Consider the following 15,933-nt stretch of genomic DNA (forward strand, 5'->3'; position numbering starts at 1 on the left):
GGTCGAGTACCTGCGCTGGGCCACAGCCGAACTCACCAAGGCCAAGGGCCGCATCACCGAACTCGAAGCGGCGTCGGCCGAACCCATCGCGGTCGTGGCGCAGGCCTGCCGCTACCCGGGCGGCGTGAACTCCGCCGCCCAGCTGTGGGACCTGGTCGACACCGGCACCGACGCCATCACCGAATGGCCCGCCGACCGCGGCTGGGATGTCGCGGCCCTCTACGATCCCGACCCCGAGCACAGCGGCACCTCGACCACCCGCCACGGCGGATTCATCGACCACGCCACCGATTTCGACGCCGGACTGTTCGGCATCTCCCCGCGCGAGGCCCTCGGCATGGACCCCCAGCAGCGGGTCGTGCTCGAAACCGCCTGGGAACTCTTCGAATCCGCGGGCATCGACCCGACATCGCTGCGCGGCAGCGGCACTGGCGTCTTCGTCGGCGCCGGCGAGCAGAGCTACCTCGACCTGGCCGCGCCGCCGGACCTCGAGGGCTACACCATGACCGGGCGACTGGGCAGCGTGGTCTCGGGACGGCTGGCCTACACGTTCGGATTCGAGGGGCCCGCCCTCACCGTCGACACCGCGTGCTCGTCCTCGCTGGTCGCCGTGCACCTGGCGGCGCAGGCGCTGCGCCGCGGCGAATGCGACCTGGCGGTGGCCGGTGGCGTCACCGTCTACGGACACCCCGGCGGCTACATCGAATTCTCGCGGCAGCGCGGCCTGTCCGCCGACGGCCGCTGCAAGTCCTACGGCGCGGGCGCTGACGGCACCGGCTGGTCGGAGGGCGTGGGTCTGCTCGCGCTGCAACGCCTCTCGGACGCCGTCGCCTCCGGTCGCGAAGTGCTCGCCGTCCTGCGCGGGTCCGCGGTCAACCAGGACGGCGCGTCCAACGGGCTCACCGCGCCCAACGGCCCCTCCCAGGAACGCGTGATCCGCGCGGCCCTGGCCGACGCCGGACTCTCCGCCGCCGAGGTGGACGCCGTGGAAGGCCACGGCACCGGCACCCGGCTGGGCGATCCGATCGAGGCCCAGGCGCTGCTGGCCACCTACGGCCGGGAACGCACCTCGGCGCGGCCGCTGTGGCTGGGATCGATGAAATCCAATATCGGCCACACGGTCGCGGCGGCGGGCGTCGGCGGTGTCATCAAGATGATCGAAGCCATCCGCCACGGCGTGCTGCCCAAGACCCTGCACTCGGAAACGCCCAACCCGGACGTGGATTGGTCGTCGGGCACGGTGCGCCTGCTGAACGAAGCCCAGCCCTGGCCCGAGACCGGGGCTCCGCGCCGGGCCGCGGTGTCCTCGTTCGGCGTCAGCGGCACCAACGCCCACGTCGTCATCGAACAGGCTCCAGTGCCGGAAGTAGGTGAATCGCAGCCGGATTCGGTGGAGCCGCCGGAATCCGCCGCGCCGCAGCCGGTTCGGCTGCCGGTGCTGCCCTGGGCGGTGTCCGGCAAGTCGGCGGCCGCGGCCCGGGCGCAGGCGGCCGCGCTGGCGGATTTCGCCGCCCGCACCGATGCCCACGACCTGGACATCGCGTACTCGCTCGCGACCACCCGCACCCAGCTGGAGCACCGGACCGTCGCCGTCGGCCGCGACCGCGCGGAACTGCTCGCCGGTCTGACCGCCGACCCCACCGCCACCCGAACCGGCAAGACCGCCTTCGTCTTCACCGGCCAGGGCGCCCAACGCCCGGGCATGGGTCTGCGCCTCTACGACGCCTTCCCGGCCTTCGCCGCCGCGTTCGACGAGGTCTGCGGCCACCTGGACCCGCTGCTGAACCGACCGCTGCGCGACGAGATCACCTCCGGCGAGCGGCTCGACGAAACCGCCGTTACCCAGCCCGCCCTCTTCGCCGTCGAATACGCGCTGGCGAAGCTGGTGGCGTCCTGGGGCATTCGCGCCGACTACCTCACCGGCCACTCGGTCGGCGAACTCGTCGCCGCCCAGCAGGCGGGCGTGCTGTCGCTGGCCGACGCCGCCACCCTGGTCGCGGCGCGGGCCCGCCTCATGAACTCGCTGCCGCGCGGCGCCATGCTCGCGGTGCGCGCGGGCGAGGACGTCGTGCGCGACCAGCTCTCGGACCGCGTGAGCCTCGCGGGCGTCAACGGACCCGCGTCGGTGGTGCTGGCCGGATCGGCCGAGGACCTGGAGGCCATCGCGGAGACCCTGGGACAGCGCGGGATCCGCTCCCGCCGCCTGGCCGTCAGCCACGCCTTCCACTCCCACCACATGGACCCGATCCTCGACGAGTTCGAGGCGGTGGCCCGCGGACTCTCCTTCCAGCCCGCCCGCACGCCCATCGTGTCCAATGTGACCGGCGCGCTCGCCGCCCCCGGCGACCACGCCGATCCCGCGTACTGGCCGCGCCACATTCGCGGCACCGTCCGCTTCTCCGAGGGCGTCACCGCCCTGGCAGCGGCCGGGGTGACCAAGTTCGTGGAGATCGGGCCCGACGCCATCCTCAGCGCCCTGGTCGACGAAACCCTCCAGGACCGCCCGCACGTCTCCATCCCCGTCCTGCGCCGCACCGCCGAGGACGACGAGACCGCCCTCGCCGCCGTCGCCGCCATGCACGCCAACGGCCTGCGCGTCGACTGGGAACAGGTGTTCGCGGGCACGGGAGCGCGTCGAATCAGCCTGCCCACCTATGCTTTCCAGCGCACCCGGCACTGGGCGGGTGACACCGCCATCGGGGCGGGCACCGGATCAGCCCTCGGCCACCCCGTCCTCGACGTGGCGGTCGACCTGGCCGACAGCGCCGCCGACGGTGTCGTCGCCACCGGCCGCCTGTCCCGGAAGCAGCGCTGGATCGAACCGGGCGCGCCCGTCCCCGCCGCCCTCCTGGTGGAACTCGCCACCCGCGCCGCGGACGAACTCGGCTGTACCGAACTGTCCGCCTTGACCGTTCGCACTCCGCTGACCATGCCCGCCGGGGCCGACCTGCATATCCAGGCCCGTGTCGGCGGTCAGCTGGACAATGGCGACCGCACGGTGTCGATCCACTCCCGGGCCTCGGGCTCCTCGGGACCGTGGATCCCGCATGCCCGCGGCACCGTCCGATTGCGCATCGGCGCACCGGATTTCGAGCTCACCGAATGGCCGCCGGTGGCGACCGGCGACGAGACCCACGCCGAGGTCGCGCTGCCGGACGAATTCGTGGCCGACGCAGCCGCTTTCGGGGTGCACCCGGTGCTGCTGCACGCCGCGCTGGCCGCCGTCGCCCCCGGGACCGTGCGCGAGCTGCGGGACGTCCGGCTGTTCTCCACCGGTGCGACCGCCCTGCGGGTGCTGGCCCGCACCGGCGGCGACGGCTCGACCACGCTGCTGCTCGCCGACCGGGCGGGCGTGGCCGTCGCCACCCTGCGCGCGCTGACCGTACCGGCGGAATCGGTTGCGGCGCGGCCGGATATCGACGAGATGTCCTTCACCGTGGACTGGATGCCCGCCGCTGTCAGCGGTCGCGCCATCCGCTGGGGCGCGGTCGCCGGCACGGAGCAGTTGCCCGAGGTGGGGGAGACCACCCTGTTCGCGGACCTGGCCGAGGCCGTCACCGCGGACAAGCCGGTCGACGCCGTCCTGGCCCCGATCGGCACCGCGCCGACCGGCGATCCGGTACTCGGCGCGCACGAACTCACCCGCCGCGCACTGACTCTCGTGCAGCGGTGGATCGCCGTCGAGGACCGCACCGCCGCACCGCTGGTCGTGGTGACCGAGCGGGCCATGGGATCCGGGGCCACCGACGCCGCCGCCGCGAGCGCGTGGGGTCTGCTGCGCTCGGCCCAGTCGGAACTGCCCGGCCGCATCGTGCTGGCCGACCTCGACGACGACCCGGCCTCGGCAGCCGCCCTGTCCGCGGTCGTCACGGCCGGGGAACCCCAGGTCGTGATTCGTGAGGGCCGCGTCTTCGTGCCGCGACTGCACCGCGTCGCCCTGCCCGCCCCGGCCCACTGGGCGGGGGAGTGCGTGTTGATCACCGGCGGCACCGGCTCGCTGGGCGCGATGCTCGCCCGCCACCTGGTCACCGAGCGCGGCGTCGACCGGCTCGTGCTGCTCAGCCGCCGCGGACTGGAAAGCCCGGGGGCGGAGACACTTCGGGCCGAACTGACGGCTGCCGGCGCACGGGTCGACATCGTCGCCTGCGATGCCGCCGACCGCGACGCCCTGGCCGCCGTGCTCGACGCGCATCCGGTGACCGCGGTCGTCCACACCGCGGGCGCCACCGACGACGGCCTGCTGCGCGATCTCGACCCGGACCGCCTGGCCGCGGTCCTGCGCCCCAAGGCCGACGCCGCCTGGCTGCTGCACGAACTCACCCTCGATCGCGAACTCACCGCGTTCGTGCTCTTCTCCTCGGTCGCCGGGATCATCGGCGGCCCGGGCCAGGGCAACTACGCCGCGGCCAATGTCTTCCTCGACGCGCTCGCCGCCCACCGCGCCGGACTCGGCCTGCCCGCCACCTCCATCGCCTGGGGCCTGTGGGAACAGGAGGGCGGCATCAGCGGCCACCTCGACGACGCCGACAAGCAGCGCATCGCGCGCGGCGGCTTCCCGGCCCTGCCCGCCGAATCCGGTCTGGCCCTGCTCGACGCGGCCACCGGATCGGAACGGACCCTGGTCGTGGCCACCCCACTGGAACTGTCCGCCATCCGGGCCCGGCCGACCCGGCTGCTCTCGGGCCTGCTGCCCACCCAGCGCGCGGTGGCGGGCAATGCCGAGGCCGCCGTCTCGATCACCGAACTGCTGCGCGGACGCACCCCGGCCGAACAGCACGCCCTGGTGCTCGACCTCGTGCTGCGCGAGGCCGCCGCCGTCCTCGGCCACCAGGGCGCCGAAGCCCTCGACAGCACCCGGGAATTCAGCGAGGCGGGCTTCGATTCGCTGGCCACCGTCGAATTCCGCAACCGGCTGCAGGTCGCGTTCGGAACCCGGCTGCCCGCCACCGTCGCCTACGACCACCCGACCCCCGAGGCGCTGGCGGCGTTCATCCTCGCCGAATCCGGCGACGGCGCGACCGGGGCCATCGACTTCGCCGCCGAAGTGCGCCTGGCCGACGACATCCGGCCCGCGGACACCGTCGTCCGCGTCGCCAGCGACCCCGACCACGTATTGCTCACCGGCGCTTCGGGATTCCTCGGCGCGTTCATGCTGCGCGACCTCATGGCGACCACCGAGGCCGTGGTGCACTGCGTGATCCGTGGCGCGGACGAGGCCGCCGCGACCGAGCGGCTGATCGCCAACCTGGAGTTCTACCGGGTGTCGGGCGAGGTGGACCTGAACCGGGTCCGGGTCATCGTCGGCGACCTCGCGGCCCCGCGACTCGGCCTGTCCGAGAACGACTTCGACGACCTCGCGAAGCTGGTCGACGTGGTGTTCCACGCGGGCGCGACCGTGCACTGGCTCCAGCCCTACCCGCTGCTGCGCGACGCCAATGTCGGTGGCACCGAGGAGATCCTGCGCCTGGCCGCCCGCCACCGGACGGTCCCGGTGCACTACGTGTCCACCGTCGGCGTCTTCCCCGGCGCACCCGCGGACGGCGCGCCGCTGGCCGTGGACGACCCGACCGGTCCGCCCGAGGTGCTGCCCAGCGGCTACCTGCGCACCAAATGGGTGGCCGAGCAGACCATCGGACTGGCCCGCGACCGCGGTCTGCCGGTCTCGGTGTACCGCGTCGACGTGATCTCCGGCGACCAGCGCCACGGCGCCTGCCAGACCCGCGACTTCGTCTGGCTCACCCTCAAGGGCATCATCCAGGCGCGGGCCGTGCCGCCGGTCGGCGACGGCTACTTCCACCTGGCCCCGGTCGACTACGTCAGCGCCGCCATAGTCGCCCTGGCCGCGAATCCGGACGCCGCCGAGCGAACCTTCCACCTGCACAACCCACTTCGGGTCGCACTGCCCGAACTGGTCGAGCGGCTGCGGGCCATGGGTTATCCGATCGAGGACCGCGACCGGGCCGACTGGCTCGCCGAGATCGGCGCGAACACCGACAACGCTCTGGTCCCGCTGCTGGACGCCTTCGAGGCCATGATCGGCGACACCGCGGCCTTCTACCCGGCCATCGACGTGTCCGCGACCGAGGCCATGCTGACCGGCACCGGCATCGTATGCCCGCCGGTGTCCGGCGACCTCTTCCGCACCTACGTCCAATTCTTCATCGAGTCGGGCCATTTCCCGGCGCCGGAACGGAGTGAGCACTGATGACCGAACTCGTCGAACGGCCCGTCACCATCGCGCCCGCGCGGCTGCGATCCCGGGTCGAGGAAATGCACGGCGTCAAACACAAAGCCGTGCACGGTATCCCGTCGAGCGCCACCGAACGGCAGCACTCGATCGGGAAGCTCACCGTGCGCGAGCGGCTGGAGCTGCTGTTCGATCCGGGCACCTTCCGCGAGGTCGACCAGCTGCGCCGGCACCGGGCCACCGCCTTCGGCATGGCCGACCGCAAACCGCACACCGACGGCGTGGTCACCGGCTGGGGAAAGGTGCACGGCCGCACCGTCTTCGCCTACGGCCACGACTTCCGGATCTTCGGCGGCTCGCTCGGCGAGGCGCACGCGGAGAAGATCCACAAGCTCATGGACCTGGCCGAGGCCGCGGGCGCGCCGCTGGTCGGCCTCAATGACGGCGCCGGCGCGCGCATCCACGAGGGCGTGACCGCGCTGGCCGGATACGGCGGCATCTTCCGCCGCCACGTCCGCGCCTCCGGCGTCATCCCGCAGATCAGCGTGATGCTCGGCCCGTGCGCGGGCGGCGCGGCCTACTCGCCCGCCCTCACCGACTTCGTCTTCATGGTGCGCGGCATCTCCCAGATGTACGTCACCGGACCGGATGTGGTGCGCACCGTCACCGGTGAGCAGGTGTCCCACGACGAACTCGGCGGCGCCGACGTGCACGGCTCCGGTTCGGGCGTCGCGGGATTCGTGTACGACACCGAGGAGGAGTGCCTCGAAGAGGTGCGCTACCTGATCTCGCTGCTGCCCGCCAACTATCGCGAACGCCCGCCCGCCGTGGAGACCGCCGACGCACCCGACCGGCGCAACGACGCGCTCGCCGACCTGGTGCCCGCCGACTCCACCCAGGCCTACGACATGCGCGCCGTCATCGAGGAGATCGTCGACGACGGCGAGTATTTCGAGGTGCACGCGCACTGGGCCCGCAATATCCTCTGCGTCTTCGCCCGCCTCGGCGGCGAGGTGGTCGGCATCGTCGCCAACCAGCCGTGCGTGCTGGCCGGCGTGCTCGACATCGAAGCCTCCGAGAAGGCCGCGCGTTTCGTGCAGACCTGCGACGCGTTCAACATCCCCATCGTCACCCTGGTCGACGTGCCCGGCTTCCTGCCCGGCACCGGTCAGGAACACGCGGGCATCATCCGGCACGGCGCGAAACTGCTCTACGCCTACTGCAACGCCACGGTCCCGCGGGTGCAGGTGATCCTGCGCAAGGCCTTCGGCGGCGCGTACATCGTCATGGACTCCCGATCCATCGGCGCGGACCTGTCCTTCGCCTGGCCCTCCAACGAGGTCGCCGTCATGGGCGCGGAGGGAGCCGCGCAGGTGATCTTCCGGCGCGAGATCGGCTCCGCGCCCGAACCGGAACTGGTTCGGGCGCAACGGATCAAGGAATACCAGCAGGAGCTGATGCATCCCTATTACGCCGCCGAACGCGGCCTGGTCGACGATGTCATCGACCCCGCCGACACCCGCGCCGTGCTCATCGACAGCCTGGCCATGCTCGCCGCCAAACACGCGCCCATCCCGGCCCGCAAGCACGGGAACCCGCCCGCATGAGCGGCGGGACGAGGGCACTCGCGGACGAGACCGGGGTGCTGGCGGTGGAATCGGGCCGACCGGGCGACGACGAACTCGTCGCCCTGGTCCTGGCCCTGACCGCCGTCACCCCACCGGCGCGGCGGAAAGCGGCGGTCCGGGCGGCGGCCTGGACCCTGCCCGCGCCCGCACAGCAGCCGCCCATCTCGTGGCGGCATCGGGGTCAGTCCCGCTGACCCGGGGTCCCGATGAGCGGCAGCGTGGCCGCCCCTCGGGACCTTTTCTCATGCCCGGATGGACAGACCGTGCGAGAACACCTCGCGCGGATCCCATTTCGCCTTCGCGGCCTGCAAGGCCGGGTAGTTGTCCTTGAAGTACAGGCGGTGCCACGGCACGCCCGAGTCGTTCAGGGCCGGGTCGGCCAGATCGGCGTCGGCGTAGTTGATGAAGCAGCCGTCGGTCACCTCACCCGGCACCGGCACGCCACCGGTCGCCGCGTACACGTCGGCATAGCATTCGCGAATCCAGCGATCGTGCCGCTCGTCCTCCGACGGATCCGTCCACAGGGTCACGTACAGCATCTTGATGATCGAATCCCGTTGCGCGGCAGCGGTCACTTGCGACTCCACCGCATTGATCCGGCCGCCATAGCTGACCAGGGCCACCATGGCGAACGGGTGCGGGTAGTCCTCGCGGGTCAGCTGCCGGTACAGCGCGTCCAGCTGCGGCTCGGGCAGCGACCGGCGCATATAGGTGGACTTCACCTTCCAGCGCGCCACCGCGGCCTCCACGAAGCCGAACCACTCCTTCACCGCATAGAACCACGGCACCCGGCTGCGGTCGTTGACCGTATAGGTCGCGCCCGTGCCCTCGGCCATCGCGGCCAGGAACGCGTCCATGGTCTGTTCGGCGCCGGGCTCGTCGGCGTCGATCTGGGTGCTCATCCGGAACGAACCCGCCGACCGGTGCTGGAGCTTGAGCTGGCTGAACAGGCTCAGGTGCGCGGACTCCGGACCCGAGTGGCGTTCGTGCCAGGCCCCGAAATTGCTGACCAGGCGGGCGAATCCGGCCTCGTCCAGCTCGTCCCACGACCACGAGACATCGGAGACGATGAGCTCGGCGGGCGGGGCGGGCAGCAGGCGCGCCGGGTCGTCACCGGTGGCCTCGGGGGAGCGGAACCAGTAGCGGGTCACGATGCCGAAATTGCCGCCGCCCGCACCGGTGTGCGCCCACCACAGGTCGCGGTGGGGGTCGTCGGCCGCCCGGGTCGCGACGACCGGACGCACCCGGCCGTCGGAATCCACCACCACCACCTCGATGGCGTACAGGTGATCCACGATCAGCCCGTGCAGCCGCGACAGCGCGCCGTAGCCGCCGCCGGCCACATGCCCGCCCGCGCCGACCGTCGGGCAGGTGCCGCCGGGCAGGGTGACGCCCCAGCGCTTGTAGAGCGTCGAATAGACCCGGCCCAGGGTCGCGCCGGCTCCGACCGAGAACGCGCCCATCTGCGCGTCGAAATACACGGCGTCCAAGGCGGATACGTCGATGACGGCCCGCACCTTGCCATGGGCGGTGAAGTCCTCGTCGCAGTGGCCGCCGCTGCGCACCACCACGCGCAGCTCGTCGTCGACCGCCTGCTGCAGGGCCTCGACGACCTGCTCGGTGTTCAGTGCCAGGCGGATGTAGTCGGGTGTGCCCACCCATCGGGTATTGGAACCGGAGATCAGCCCGCGATAGCGCGCGTCGTCCGGGCGGATCAACAGCGATTCGGTCATCAGGTCACTTCCTCGTCGAATGTGGTTGCCGCGGAGGGCAGGTCGGATCAGCTGGCGGCGAAGGCCGCCGGATGCCGGTCGGCGGTGGTGGTGAGCAGCGCGGCCGGACGCCGCCGCTGCGCGGGCCGGCGACCGGGCCGCAGATCGGAGGTGATGAGTGTGGACTCGCGGGTGCCCGCGATGCGCGCGAAACGGCCGTGCGCCAGCGAACCCTCACCGGTGAGCACCACCAGCAGCGGCGCGCACTCGGCGCTGTCGAGCAGGGTCTCGAGGAAGTCCAGATTGGCGTGGTCGGCCAGATGGGCGTCCTCGAAGATCAGGGTCATCGGACCCAGACCCGCCTTGGCGCACAGCAATTCGGTCCAGGCGGTGAGCATCTGCCGGATCTGCGCCGGATCCTCGGACTGGGTTCCGGTGGCCAGCGGGTACAGGGCCTCGGCCAGCTTGCGCGCCGCCACCGGCGGACGCAGCGGATGACCCGCCGCCTCGGCCAGCCGCGCCGCGATGCTCGCGGGCGCGTCACCCACCTGGAAACCGCACGCGGCGGCCAGCATCGCGCGATGGGTGTCGAGTCGATCCCCGTCACCGAAACGGGCGCACAGGATCAGCTCGGCATCGCACCGCGCGCGCACGGTGGAGCGGAACGCGCGCGCCACCCGCCGGGCACTGGTCGCGGCCGGAGCCACCACCGCCACCAGATGCGAGGCCGCCCGATGCTGGACCCGCTCGCGCAGACCCAGCAGCATCCGCACATCCGGATCGGTCTCGGCATCGGAATCGTTCGCGACCTCCAGGCCCGCCGCGTACCAGTGCCCGGTCGGGCGCTGCCGATATCGGATCTCGGTCTCGGACTCGCGACGGGTGCGATCGCACACGGTCACCGAGCCGGTGGGCGCGTCGAGCAACAGCCGGTCGCATGCGTCGAACAGGTCGGCGTACCGGCTCGAGGTGCGCAGATCGGAATACGCCCGGGGGACACGGCCTTCGGCCTCACCGGTCACGACCGCGGCCCGGAACCGCGGCTCCAGCCGCGACCCGAACTCGGTGCGCGCCCCGGTGATCCACTCGTGCGGCCGAATCGCGGCGGCCACCACCTCGGCCACCTCGCACGGCTCCGGGAACGCCGTCATCACCGTGGAGCCGATGACGCCGACCACCGTGCCGCCCAATGACTCCGCGGTCGCCCGGATCGCCGGAAGATAGCGTTCGCCCATGGTCGGGTTGTCCTCGGACGCGTCCGGCCCACCCGCCTCGATCCGGACCGACAGCACCGTGGAGCGGGTCACCCGGTCGGCCGGGGCGACCACCACCGGCGCGGGCCGCACCGGTTCGGTGTCCGGCAGCAGCAGCGACGGGCTCTGGTTCAGGATGGCCTGCTGCAACGTCTGCAGCTCCGAACCCGGTTCCAGCCCGTAGTTCTCGATCAGGGCATTGCGCCAGGCGGTGTAGACGGCCAGCGCGTCCGAGGGGCGGCGGCCACGGTACAGCGCCAGCATGAGCTGCCCGCAGGAGCGTTCCCGCAGTTGCCCGGAATCGGCCAGCGCGCTGAGCGCGTCCACCACCCGGGCGTGGTTGCCGCGCGCCAGCTCGATCTCGAACAGGTCCTCCGACACCGACATCCGGGCGTCCGCGGCGGCGGCGAGCTCGGGCCAGTCGACCCCGTGCTCGGTGAGATCGGACAGCGGCGAACCGCGCCACAGCGACAGCGATTCGGTCAGGCGAGCGGCGGCGGTGTCCAGGTCCTCGGCCAGGGCCGCGGCGCGTCCGCTGTCGGCCAGGCGATAGAAGCGATGCAGGTCGATGAGGTCGGTGTCGACCTCGAGCACGTACCCCGGCGGGCGCCGGATCAGCGCGATCGGTCCACTGTTGTCCTCCGGGAACAGATTTCGTAGCGACCACACCGCGTTGTGCAGGATCTTGCGGGCCGAGGTGGGCATGGTTTCGGTGGGCCACAGGGCGCCGAGCAGTCGGCTGGCCGGGACGACGGTATTGGGATGCAGAAGTAGGTACGCGAGGGTTGCCCGCTGTTTCACGCCACCGAGTCGCAATGGCTGGTTCTGGTGCCGGACCTCGAGCGGTCCGAGAAGGCTGAACAACACGATATCCCCTGGTACTTTGGTCCCTGACGGTGCTGAATCACGGACGTCCGGTTTCCGGACGCGCACGGCGCCAACCAATTTCGGCGGTCGGCGGGGATGCGCGGCGGAGCGGCAGGGGTCCTGGGACACTGGCGGAACCCTGTTGTCCGAGCGCCTACGGCAATGGAGGCGCTGGTGCGGTGTCGGTCTCGGCCCCGGCGTCCTCCCCAGGCCCGAGCGGCCAGACCTGACCGGCGCGGATTAACGCCGATCGTGACACGCACGACATGAACAATCGGGCCCTGGCGGCGATCCCTTCCCTCGCCGTCGTGGCCTTGGTCGATCGTTCGGGACCATTCTGTCGGAAGGCCCTTCGGGTTCGCTTCGGGCCCACTTCCGCAGGGGCCGTGAGGGTTTCCGATCACGTGATTGAAAAGTGAATTAGATAGGATCGAGTCGTGCAGTTCGCGGTATTGGGGTCGTTGGAGGTCGCTACGGATCTGGGCGACCCGGTGTCGATACCGGAGTCGCTGGTGCGGGCGCTGCTCGCCGATCTCATCGCCCATGTCGGGGTCCCGGTCTCCACCGACCGGCTGATCGAGGACCTGTGGCCCGCATCCACGCCCACCAATCCGACCCGATCGTTGCACACCAAGGTTTCTCAGCTTCGCCGGGCCCTCGAACAGGCCGAGCCGGGCGGCCGAGAACATATCGTCACCACCCCCGCCGGTTATCTGTTCCGGGTCGAACCGCACCGGCTGGACTCCACCCGATTCCTGGACATCGTTGCGCGCGCCCAGCATTCGACCGACCTGCGGGTACGGGCCGACCTGCTGCGCGAGGCGCTCGCGCTGTGGCGCGGACCCGCTTTCGCCGACTTCATCGACCTGCCCTTCGGCGAGGAGAGCTCCGCCTCACTGAACGAGACCCGCATCGCCGCCCGCAGCGAACTCGTCGAAGCCCGCCTCGAACTCGGCGAACACCGCACGCTCATCGCCGAGATCAACGAACTGGTCCGCGAACACCCGCTGCGGGAACGCCTGCGGTCCATCCAGATGCGCGCGCTCTACCGCTCCGGCCGCGCCGCCGACGCCCTCGACAGCTTCAACGAACTGCGCGCCCTGCTCGCCGAGACCCGCGGCGCCGACCCCAGCCGCGAACTCGTCGACCTGCACCGCGCCATCCTCGAACAGCGCGCCGACCTGCAACCCGAACCGGTTCTGGTGGCGGGCCGCACCTTCGGGCACAACCTGCCCTCCCCGCCCAACGCGCTGATCGGGCGGGACGCGGCGGTGCACGAGGTGCGGGCCGACATCGCCTCGGATCGGCTCGTCACCCTGGTGGGCCCCGGCGGCGTCGGGAAGTCCCGGCTCGCCCTGGCGGTGGCGCACAGTCTGGTCGACAGCTTCGTGGACGGCATCTGGCTGGTCGAATTCGACGCCCTGGACCGCTCGCACGGGCCGGAAGTGCTGGCGGACGCGGTGCTGTCGGTGCTGACCGTAGACGTCAACGCGCCACCCGGATCGGGCGGCAAGTCGCTGTCGGGCCTCAACTCGGTGGACCGGGTGGTGGCGTTCCTGCGGGCGCGCCGCGCCCTGCTGGTGCTCGACAACTGCGAGCACGTCGTCGAGGCGGCGGCCCACCTGGTGGAAGCGATCCTCGCCGAATCGGCGAACTGCCGGATCCTGGCGACCAGCCGCGCGCCCCTGGCCGTCCGCGGCGAACGGATCAGCGCCGTCGAACCCCTGGATCTGCCGCCCGCCGACACCACCGGACCCGAATCGCTCGCCACCGCCAGCGCGGTCCAGCTCTTCGCCGCCCGGGCGCCCGGCCTGCGGGTCGACGCATCCAATATCCACGACATCATCGCCATCTGCCGTCGCCTCGACGGCATTCCGCTCGCCATCGAACTCGCCGCGACCAAGGTCCGTGTACTCGGGGTGCACGAACTGCTCGTCCAGCTCGACCGGCGCTTCCAGGTCCTCGAAGGCGGCTTCCGGGACTCCCCGGACCGGCACCGCACGCTGCGCGCCGCCATCGACTGGAGCTGGGCGCCGCTGTCGCGCGTCGAACGGAATGTGTTGTGCTGGCTGGCCGTTCACGCCGAGGACTGCTCGCTCGCGGCCACCCGCGCCCTCATCCGCGATCCCGGCGAGGACGGTGAGATCCTCGCCGTGCTCACCCGGCTGGTCGACCAGTCCCTGGTGGTCATGCAGGAATCGCGGCACGGCCCCCGCTACCGGCTGCTGGAATCGATCGCGGCCTACTGCGTCGAATACCTCGAGGACACCGGCACCCTGCTGGAACTGCGGCTGCGGCACGCCATGCACTACGCCGACCGCGGCGAACACGCCAGCGCCGAACTGCACGGGCCCGACCAGCGCCGCTGGCTCGAACAGCTCGACGTGGAGTCGCCCAATATCCGGAAGGCCGCCGACTTCGCCATCGTGTGCCGCAATGCCCGGCTCGCCATGCGACTGGTCAACTCGCTGATCTGGTTCGGCTTCCTGCGCGGACGGCTCATCGAGGCGCACCGCTACCTGTCCGCGGTCAGCGCCATGGCCGGGCAGCTGCGCCCGGTCGAACGCGCGACCATCCTGCGCTGGCGGGCCGGCATGGCCCTGCTCATCGGGGAGGCCGGGCAGCTGGTCAGCCCCTCACCCGCCCTCGACGGCGACGAGAGCGACACCGAACTGCGGGCGCTCGCGCGCAGCGAATGGTTTCTCGGCTACGCCCAGTGGTATTCCGGCGCGCTGCCCGAGAGCCAGGACCGGGTCGGCCGGGCACTGGCCGCCTTCCGGACCCTCGACGACAACTGGGGCATCGCGGCCTCGCTGAGCCTGCGCGCCGCCCAGAACACCGCCCGTAGCGACCTCGCCACCGTCCGCGACCACGCGCAGATGAGCGCGGCCATCTTCGATGAGGTCGGCGACCGCTGGGGCCGGCTCAAGGCCATCGAGGCGCTGGCGGTGCTCGCCGAATTCGAGGGCCGCTACGACGAGGCCAACGACCTGCACTACGAGGGACTGCAGATCGTGGAGGAACTCGGGCTCTGGACCGAGACCTCCCACAAACTCGCGCTGTTGGGTCGAATCGCCCTGCTGCGCGGCGAATTCCGGACCGCGGACGAACTCCATCACCGGGCCATGCGGCTCGCGGTGAGCCACGCCAACCGGCTGGGAGAGGGGTTCGCCGAGATCGGGCTGGGCCTGAGCGCGCGGCGGCAGGGCCGGTTGGAGGACGCCGAGAAGCACCTCAACCGGTGGCTGGGCTGGCTCGCCGCCATCGAGGCCCACAACGGGGTCGCGCTGGTGCTGGCCGAACTCGGCTTCATCGCCGAACTGCGCGGCGACGCCGACGCCGCCCGCACCCTGCACACCGAGAGCCTGTCGGCAGCCTCCGTCGCCGGTGACATCCGGGCCGTGGCCCTGGCCGTCGAGGGACTGGCCGGGGCCGCGGTGATGATCGAGGACTACGAGCGGGCCGCCCGCCTGCTCGGCGCGGCGACCAAGGCCCGGGCCTCCACCGGCGCGCCCCTGGCCAGCGGTGAGCGCATGGACGTCGACCGCATCACCGCCCGGGCCCGCACCGCGCTCGGCCCCGAACGGTTCGCCGCCGAATTCGACCGCGAGGGCGCCATCACCGACACCGGCCATCGCGTCTCGGTGGCCGAGTTCGCCCGCATCACCACCGACCGGCAGACCCGGCAGGTCATCGACGAAGCGGTGGCCGAGGCCATGCTGCTCGGCGACGGCACCGGACTGTGGCCCGAAAAGATCGTCTGAAACGCGGAATGCCCACGGACAGTGGGGCGTTGACCGTCATGGATCGAACCGACCCACACCTCGCAAGGAGACCGCATGTCCGCTTCCTCGCCGCTCATCGACACCGACACCGAATTCGGTGCCCTGGTCACCAAACGTCTGGCGGAGGATGGCATCGTCTGGCTGACCACCGTGAGCCCCAGCGGTACGCCGCAACCCAACCCGGTCTGGTTCCAGTGGGCCAACGGTGAGTTCCTGATCTTCACCCAGCCCGGCACCCCCAAGCTCCGCAATATCGCCGCCGACCCGCGGGTGTCGCTGAACCTCAACAGCACCGCCAGCGGCGGCCAGGTCGTGGTCTTCAACGGCCCCGCCCGCGTCGACACCACCGACCCGGCCCCCGCCGAGCTCGACGCCTACGTCGAGAAGTACGCCAAGGGCCTGGTCGAGATCGGCATGACCCGCGACGAGTTCTTCGCCGACTACTCCGTCCCGGTCCGCATCACCCCGGACCGCCTGCGCGGCTTCTGAGCTTCCTCACAG

General features: G+C 71.5%; 7 protein-coding genes. 5 read left to right on the forward strand and 2 right to left on the reverse strand.

What is annotated here, in order from left to right:
• The 3 genes from ACFV4K_RS28520 to ACFV4K_RS28530 form a co-directional block, all read left to right on the forward strand.
• The coding region (locus ACFV4K_RS28520) for a thioester reductase domain-containing protein (RefSeq protein ID WP_379279063.1) at nucleotides 1-6,205 on the forward strand (6,205 nt) is incomplete at its 5' end.
• Nucleotides 6,205-7,794: an acyl-CoA carboxylase subunit beta gene (locus tag ACFV4K_RS28525; RefSeq protein WP_379279065.1), complete on the forward strand. Its 1,590-nt coding sequence runs from the start codon at nucleotides 6,205-6,207 to the stop codon at nucleotides 7,792-7,794. The genes ACFV4K_RS28520 and ACFV4K_RS28525, both read left to right, overlap by 1 nt.
• Nucleotides 7,791-8,009: a hypothetical protein gene (locus ACFV4K_RS28530; protein WP_379279066.1), complete on the forward strand. Its 219-nt coding sequence runs from the start codon at nucleotides 7,791-7,793 to the stop codon at nucleotides 8,007-8,009. The genes ACFV4K_RS28525 and ACFV4K_RS28530 overlap by 4 nt, the downstream gene beginning before the upstream one ends.
• Nucleotides 8,010-8,057: 48 nt before the next feature.
• Here ACFV4K_RS28530 and ACFV4K_RS28535 read toward each other — a convergent pair whose 3' ends face one another.
• Both ACFV4K_RS28535 and ACFV4K_RS28540 read right to left on the reverse strand, forming a co-directional pair.
• Nucleotides 8,058-9,548 (reverse strand): FAD-binding oxidoreductase, encoded by a 1,491-nt coding sequence (locus ACFV4K_RS28535; RefSeq protein ID WP_379279068.1) that lies wholly within the window; start codon nucleotides 9,546-9,548, stop codon nucleotides 8,058-8,060.
• A 47-nt stretch (nucleotides 9,549-9,595) separates the two neighbouring features.
• The gene (locus ACFV4K_RS28540; protein ID WP_379279069.1) at nucleotides 9,596-11,647 is read right to left on the reverse strand and encodes a BTAD domain-containing putative transcriptional regulator; all 2,052 of its coding nucleotides are present in this window, start codon (nucleotides 11,645-11,647) and stop codon (nucleotides 9,596-9,598) included.
• Between the two features lie 437 nt (nucleotides 11,648-12,084).
• Here ACFV4K_RS28540 and ACFV4K_RS28545 point away from each other — a divergent pair, with 437 nt between their 5' ends.
• The gene (locus ACFV4K_RS28545; protein ID WP_379279071.1) at nucleotides 12,085-15,411 is read left to right on the forward strand and encodes a BTAD domain-containing putative transcriptional regulator; all 3,327 of its coding nucleotides are present in this window, start codon (nucleotides 12,085-12,087) and stop codon (nucleotides 15,409-15,411) included.
• A gap of 75 nt (nucleotides 15,412-15,486) precedes the next feature.
• Nucleotides 15,487-15,921: a TIGR03667 family PPOX class F420-dependent oxidoreductase gene (locus ACFV4K_RS28550; RefSeq protein WP_379279072.1), complete on the forward strand. Its 435-nt coding sequence runs from the start codon at nucleotides 15,487-15,489 to the stop codon at nucleotides 15,919-15,921.
• Nucleotides 15,922-15,933 lie beyond the last annotated feature (12 nt).

Source organism: Nocardia sp. NPDC059764, from assembly GCF_042732555.1.
Classification (GTDB): Bacteria; Actinomycetota; Actinomycetes; order Mycobacteriales; family Mycobacteriaceae; genus Nocardia.

What these genes read in the sequence shown, in the direction of transcription:
- ACFV4K_RS28525 (WP_379279065.1), top strand. Translation starts at nt 6,205, where the DNA reads ATGACCGAACTCGTCGAACGGCCCGTCACCATCGCGCCCGCGCGGCTG.
- ACFV4K_RS28530 (WP_379279066.1), top strand. Translation starts at nt 7,791, where the DNA reads ATGAGCGGCGGGACGAGGGCACTCGCGGACGAGACCGGGGTGCTGGCG.
- ACFV4K_RS28535 (WP_379279068.1), bottom strand. Translation starts at nt 9,548, where the DNA reads ATGACCGAATCGCTGTTGATCCGCCCGGACGACGCGCGCTATCGCGGG.
- ACFV4K_RS28550 (WP_379279072.1), top strand. Translation starts at nt 15,487, where the DNA reads ATGTCCGCTTCCTCGCCGCTCATCGACACCGACACCGAATTCGGTGCC.